Origin of the sequence: Streptomyces himastatinicus ATCC 53653 (assembly GCF_000158915.1) — a bacterium.
Classification (GTDB): domain Bacteria; phylum Actinomycetota; class Actinomycetes; order Streptomycetales; family Streptomycetaceae; genus Streptomyces; species Streptomyces himastatinicus.
Genome location: NZ_GG657754.1, coordinates 7,623,559 through 7,629,687 on the forward strand (window position 1 = coordinate 7,623,559; position 6,129 = coordinate 7,629,687).

Consider the following 6,129-nt stretch of genomic DNA (forward strand, 5'->3'; position numbering starts at 1 on the left):
GTCCTTGGTCTCGGCGAACGGACCGTCGGTGACCGGCGGGCGCCCCTCACCGTCGTACCGGACCCACGTCCCCTCGGGGGCGAGCGCCTGGCCGTCGACGAACTCGCCGGTCTTCTCCAGCCGGGCCGCGAAGTCGTTCATGTACGCGATGTGCGCCGAGACCTCTTCCGGTGCCCACTGGTCCATGGGGACGTCGTTCACCGCTGCCGGGGCGCCGCGGTAGTGCTTGAGCAGCAAGTACTTGGCCATGATGGTTCTCCTCGGTGCCGGTGCGACCCATTGTGGTCGCCTTCACCCCGAGGACGGAGCCGGTCGCGGGTTCTCGACATCCCCGCCATAAATTTTTTCGGCGCAAGCCGCCGTCCGGCGGGAGGGGGCGGGGTCGCAGGGGTGGGGTCGCCGCACCCGGCACCCACACCCCAGCGACCGCGCCCCCGGAAAGCTCACCCGTGTTCGCGCCAGCGGTTGGTGATCGGCAGGCGGCGGTCCTTGCCGAAGCCCTTGGCGGAGATCTTCGTCCCCGGCGGGTACTGGCGCCGCTTGTACTCGGCGGTGTCGACCAGCCGCAGGATCCGCGTCACCAGCTCATCGTCGTAGCCCGCCGCGACGATCTCCTGGCGGCCCTGGTCGCGGTCCACGTACAGCTCCAGGATCCGGTCGAGCACGTCGTAGTCCGGGAGGGAGTCGGTGTCGACCTGGCCCGGGCGCAGCTCGGCGCTCGGCGGCTTGGTGATGGAGTTCTCGGGGATGGGCAGGGTCTGGCCCCGCTCCTCAGCGGCGCGGTTGCGCCACTTCGCCAGCCGGAAGATGGACGTCTTGTAGACGTCCTTGATGGGGCCGTACGCACCCACGGAGTCCCCGTACAGCGTCGAGTACCCGCACGCCAGCTCGGACTTGTTGCCCGGGGCGAGGACGATGTGGCCCTCCTGGTTGGAGAGCGCCATCAGCATCGTGCCGCGCAGCCGCGACTGGAGGTTCTCCTCGGCGAGCCCGGTGAGGTGCAGCGACCCCATGTAGGCGTCGAACATCGGGGCGATCGGGACGGTGCGGAAGTTGAGCCCGGTGCGCCGCGCCAGCTCCGTCGCGTCGCCGATCGAGTGCTCGGAGGAGTAGCGGGACGGCATGGCCACGCCGTAGACGTTCTGCGCGCCCACCGCGTCGCACGCGATCGCCGCGACGAGGGCGGAGTCGATGCCGCCGGAGAGCCCGATCAGCACGCTGCGGAATCCGTTCTTCGCGACGTACGCCCGCAGCCCCACCACCAGCGCGGTGTAGATCTCCTCGTCGTCGCCGAGCCGCTCCGCCTCGCCGCCCGCGAGGCCCGGCTCCGGGTCGTAGGCCGGGAGGGGGTCGGCGGAGAGGGTGCGGTGGTCGATGCGCAGCCCGTCGTCCACGACGCCCTCCGGGACCGCGTCCGGGTCGGCGGCGGGCAGGTCGAGGTCGACCACGACGCAGCCCTCGGCGAACTGCGGGGCGCGGGCGATCACTTCGCCGTCGCGGCCGACGATGATCGAGTCGCCGTCGAAGACCAGCTCGTCCTGGCCGCCGATCATCGCCAGGTACGCGGTGGTGCAGCCCGCCTCCTGGGCGCGCTTGCGGACCAGGTCCAGCCGGGTGTCGTCCTTCTCGCGCTCGTACGGCGAGGCGTTGATCGACAGCAGCAGCCCGGCCCCGGCGGAGTGGGCGGCGGGCACCCGGCCGCCGTCCTGCCACAGGTCCTCGCAGATGGCGAGGGCGACGTCGATGCCGTGGACGCGGACGACGGGCATGGTGTCGCCGGGCACGAAGTAGCGGAACTCGTCGAAGACGCCGTAGTTCGGCAGATGGTGCTTGGCGAAGGTGAGCACGATGGCGCCGCGGTGCAGCACGGCGGCGGCGTTCTGCGGGGAGCCGGCGGGCTGGCCGTACCGCCGGGCCCGCTCGCTGCGGTCGAGATAGCCGACGATCACCGGCAGCTCGCCGAGGCCCTCGGCATCCAGCCGCTCGGCGAGCGCGCGCAGCGCGGTGCGCGACGCCTCGACGAAGGAGGAGCGCAGCGCGAGGTCCTCGACGGGGTACCCGGTCAGCACCATCTCGGGGAACGCCACCAGATGGGCGCCCTGCTCGGCGGAGTGCCGGGTCCAGTGGACTATCGACTCGGCGTTTCCGGCGAGGTCGCCGACGGTCGAGTCGATCTGGTTCAGAGCGAGGCGAAGTTGAGGCACGGCGCCCAGTGTAATCGTCTGTCTGACGCGATGACCGGTGCGTGTCAGAGGTCTCCCCGCCCGGACGGGACCCGGCCCCGGACCCGGCCCCGGCCGCGGTTACTTCTGGTAACCGAGGATGGTCATCATTCCTGACTCCGAGTGGTAGACGTTGTGGCAGTGGAGCATCCACAGCCCCGGATTGTCCGCGTCGAAGTCGACGCTCACCTTCCGGTGCGGCAGCAGGATCGTGGTGTCCTTGCGCGCTCCGCCGTCCGGCAGCTCGTAGGTGTGGCCGTGGACGTGCACCGGATGCCACATCGGGGTGCCGTTGATGAAGGTCAGCCGCACCCGCTCGCCCGCCCGCACCGGATAGCGCTGCGTCGGGTCGTACGGCCTGCCGTTGATCGCCCAGTCGAACTTCCGCATCGAGCCCGTGAGCCGCAGCCTGATCGTGCGGTCCGGCGGGCGCGGCTCCAGCCGTACCGATTCCGCGGCCTTCAGCTGCGCCGCCCAGACCAGCTTGCCGTCCAGCTCCTTGGGGCGCTTGAACTTGATGGACTTCTTGCCGCTCGTGTGGAGCACGGCCAGCGTGGACCGCTTCTTGCCCTCGGCGAGGGCGGCGAGCGGGAACACCCCGCTCTTCGCGGTCACCAGCACGTCGTACCGCTCACCCATGCCCAGCAGCAGCGCGTCGGTGGTGGTGTGCCGCACGGGGTAGCCGTCGGTGTGGGTGACGGTCATCTTGTGGCCGCCGAGCGCCACCCGGAAGGCGGTGTCGCCGCCCGCGTTGATGATCCGGATCCGGATGCGGTCGCCGCGCTTGGCCCGGAAGACCTGCGGGGAGTCGGGGGTGCGCCCGTTGATGAGGTAGTACGGGTACGTGACGTGGCCCGCCTCGCCGCCCAGCAGCTCGCTCGTGGCGGCGGCGGCCGCCGGGCGGGACGGGGCAAGGGAGGTGGGGGAGGGGGACGCCGTGCCGCCGTGCCGGGACATCAGCGGCATGCTGCTCGCACCCGTCTCCACGCCGTGGGCCATGGTCCGGCCGCCGTTCAGCTGCCGCAGCACCTTGTCCGGGGTGCGGCCGCCCACCCCGTCGAGCCAGTCGTCGAGGACGACGATCCACTCCTTGTCGTACTTCAGCGGCTCCTTCGGGTCCTCGATGATCAGCGGCGCGTACAGCCCCCGGTCGACCTGGACGCCGGTGTGGGGGTGGACCCAGTACGTGCCCGGGTTGACCGCCGTGAAGAGGTAGTCGAAGGCCGCGCCGGTCTTGATCGGCGGCTGGGTGATGCCCGGGACGCCGTCCATGTCGTTGCGCAGCCGGATGCCGTGCCAGTGCAGCGTGGTGGGCTGCGGCAGCTGGTTGACCAGGGTGAGGGCGAGGGTCTCGCCCGCGGTGACCCGGATCGCCTGGCCGGGCACCTGGTCCTCGTACGCCCAGGACGTCACCTTGCGGGCGCCGAGGTCCAGCGTGGTGGCGGTGGCGGTGAGCTGGACCCGCCGGACCGGGCCGGGTCCCCGCCGGTCTTCCCGGTCCCGGACCTCCGGGCCGTGCGGGGAGATGTACTCCGATGGGGTCGCCGCGGCCGGTCCCGCGTTCCCGCCCAGCCCCGAGTTGTCCATTCCGTATTCGCCGCCCGAGGGACTACAGGCGCCGAGCAGACCGCCGCCCGCGACGGCGATTCCCGCGCCAAGCACGGCGCGGCGAGAGGGTTCGTGCATGAGTGAGCACCCCAATGCTGGTGGGAGATGTGCGCATGAGCGGCCGGCGCGTCACCGCCGAGTCCCCGCGCTCCCTATCGGGGCGGGACGCGGCGGACGCGCCGCTCTATGCGCTGCACCAGCAGCCGGTGGCGTTCGCGCACCGCCGTCTCCCCGGGCTCCGGTCTCATTTCTCCGATGATCACGACAATACGACAGCTTACCCCTAAGGGGTATCAAAGGGTGCATTGCGGAACCGGAGGCGGTCTTGAGTCGTGGAACGCGCGGGTCCGGGAACGGGCCGCATGAAAGTACGATGCACACATCGTGTCGGAGCGCGAGGAGCGGGTCCGGGCGGGTCCGAAACCTCGCCGAAACCCCGCCGCGTGATACTGGGGCCGACGAGGTGCCCCGCGCCCGCTGAAAGAGCCGTTTGACCTGCAAGGATAGGGGACCATGGATAAGCAGCAGGAGTTCGTGCTCCGTACCCTCGAAGAGCGCGACATCCGGTTCGTGCGGCTGTGGTTCACCGATGTGCTCGGCTTCCTCAAGTCCGTGGCCGTCGCACCCGCCGAGCTGGAGGGCGCCTTCGACGAGGGCATCGGCTTCGATGGCTCCGCGATCGAGGGCTTCGCCCGGGTCTACGAGTCCGACATGATCGCCAAGCCGGATCCCGGCACCTTCCAGATCCTGCCCTGGCGCGCCGAGGCCCCCGGGACCGCCCGGATGTTCTGCGACATCCTGATGCCGGACGGCTCCCCCTCCTTCGCCGATCCGCGCTATGTGCTCAAGCGCATCCTCGCCAAGACCTCCGACCTCGGCTTCACCTTCTACACCCACCCCGAGATCGAGTTCTTCCTGCTCAAGCAGAAGCCGATGGACGGCACCCGCCCGGTGCCCGCCGACTCCTCCGGCTACTTCGACCACACCCCGCAGAACATCGGCATGGACTTCCGCCGCCAGGCCATCACCATGCTCGAATCGATGGGCATCTCGGTCGAGTTCTCGCACCACGAGGGCGCCCCCGGCCAGCAGGAGATCGACCTGCGCTACGCCGACGCGCTCTCCACCGCCGACAACATCATGACCTTCCGCCTGGTCATGAAGCAGGTCGCGCTGGAGCAGGGCGTGCAGGCCACCTTCATGCCGAAGCCGTTCTCCGAGCACCCCGGCTCGGGCATGCACACCCACCTCTCCCTCTTCGAGGGCGACCGGAACGCGTTCTACGAGTCGGGCGCCGAGTTCCAGCTCTCCAAGGTCGGCCGCTCCTTCATCGCCGGGCTGCTCCGTCACGCCGGGGAGATCTCCGCCGTGACCAACCAGTGGGTCAACTCCTACAAGCGCATCTGGGGCGGCTCCCAGCGCACCGCGGGCGCGGGCGGCGAGGCCCCCTCGTACATCTGCTGGGGCCACAACAACCGCTCCGCCCTCGTCCGGGTCCCCCTCTACAAGCCCGGCAAGACCGGCTCCACCCGCGTCGAGGTCCGCTCCCTGGACTCCGGCGCCAACCCCTACCTCGCCTACGCCGTCCTGCTGGCCGCCGGCCTCAAGGGCATCGAGGGCGGCTACGAACTCCCGGCCGGCGCCGACGACGACGTCTGGGCGCTGTCCGACGCCGAGCGCCGCTCGCTCGGCATCGAGCCGCTGCCGCAGAACCTCGGCGAGGCCATCACCCTCATGGAGCGCAGCGAACTGCTCGCCGAGACGCTCGGCGAGCACGTCTTCGACTTCTTCCTGCGCAACAAGAAGCAGGAGTGGGAGGAGTACCGCTCGGAGGTCACCCCCTTCGAGCTGCGCAAGAGCCTGCCGGTGCTGTAAGCGCAGGTCAGCGGGCATGTACCGCTAGACCGATGATCCGGGCCAGCGTCGTGACGACGCTGGCCCGGAGTCGTCTCATTCCCCCTGGGCCGTCTGTGGGCCGTCCGGCGCGGATTCGGCCCCCTCGTACAGCCGGTCCACGGCCTTTCGGGTGCGCCCCTCGCTGCTGGGCATCAGGTGCGTGTACGTCCGGAGCGTGAAGCCGGGGTCAGTATGCCCGAGGTAGCCGCTCAGAGCCTTGATGTTCTCTCCGGCGTCCAGCAGGACCGACGCGTAGAAGTGCCGCAGCGCGTGCATGCCATGCTCCCGGGCCGCCTCGTGCCGCTCACCCTTCTCGGGCTCCGGGATCACACCGGCCGCGACGAGTGCGGGCTTCCACAGCCGGGTGTTGAAGTCGGGTCCGGCGAACCGCGCCGCCGCCTAC

The 6,129-nt window shown here is 70.3% G+C and carries 3 protein-coding genes and 2 pseudogenes; 1 reads left to right on the forward strand and 4 read right to left on the reverse strand.

Annotation, left to right across the window (positions count from 1 at the left end):
- The 3 genes and pseudogenes from SSOG_RS56550 to SSOG_RS32355 all read right to left on the reverse strand — a co-directional run.
- Positions 1–249: pseudogene (locus SSOG_RS56550) on the reverse strand (YciI family protein); the annotation flags it as partial.
- A 194-nt stretch (positions 250–443) separates the two neighbouring features.
- Positions 444–2,204, reverse strand: coding sequence for an NAD+ synthase (locus SSOG_RS32350; protein WP_039939209.1), 1,761 nt, complete (start codon positions 2,202–2,204; stop codon positions 444–446).
- A 99-nt stretch (positions 2,205–2,303) separates the two neighbouring features.
- Complete coding sequence (locus tag SSOG_RS32355; RefSeq protein ID WP_039939210.1) at positions 2,304–3,908, reverse strand: multicopper oxidase family protein; 1,605 nt, start codon at positions 3,906–3,908, stop codon at positions 2,304–2,306.
- A 435-nt stretch (positions 3,909–4,343) separates the two neighbouring features.
- On the opposite strand from SSOG_RS32355, the gene glnA reads away from it, so the two are divergent.
- Positions 4,344–5,705, forward strand: coding sequence for a type I glutamate--ammonia ligase (glnA, locus tag SSOG_RS32365; RefSeq protein WP_009718478.1), 1,362 nt, complete (start codon positions 4,344–4,346; stop codon positions 5,703–5,705).
- A 75-nt stretch (positions 5,706–5,780) separates the two neighbouring features.
- On the opposite strand, the pseudogene SSOG_RS58875 reads toward glnA, so the two are convergent.
- Positions 5,781–6,129 (reverse strand): annotated as a pseudogene (locus SSOG_RS58875) (tyrosine-type recombinase/integrase); the annotation flags it as partial.

Excerpts from the sequence above, each read along its gene's own strand:
- glnA (WP_009718478.1), top strand. The coding sequence starts at position 4,344 with ATGGATAAGCAGCAGGAGTTCGTGCTCCGTACCCTCGAAGAGCGCGAC.
- SSOG_RS32355 (WP_039939210.1), bottom strand. The coding sequence starts at position 3,908 with ATGCACGAACCCTCTCGCCGCGCCGTGCTTGGCGCGGGAATCGCCGTC.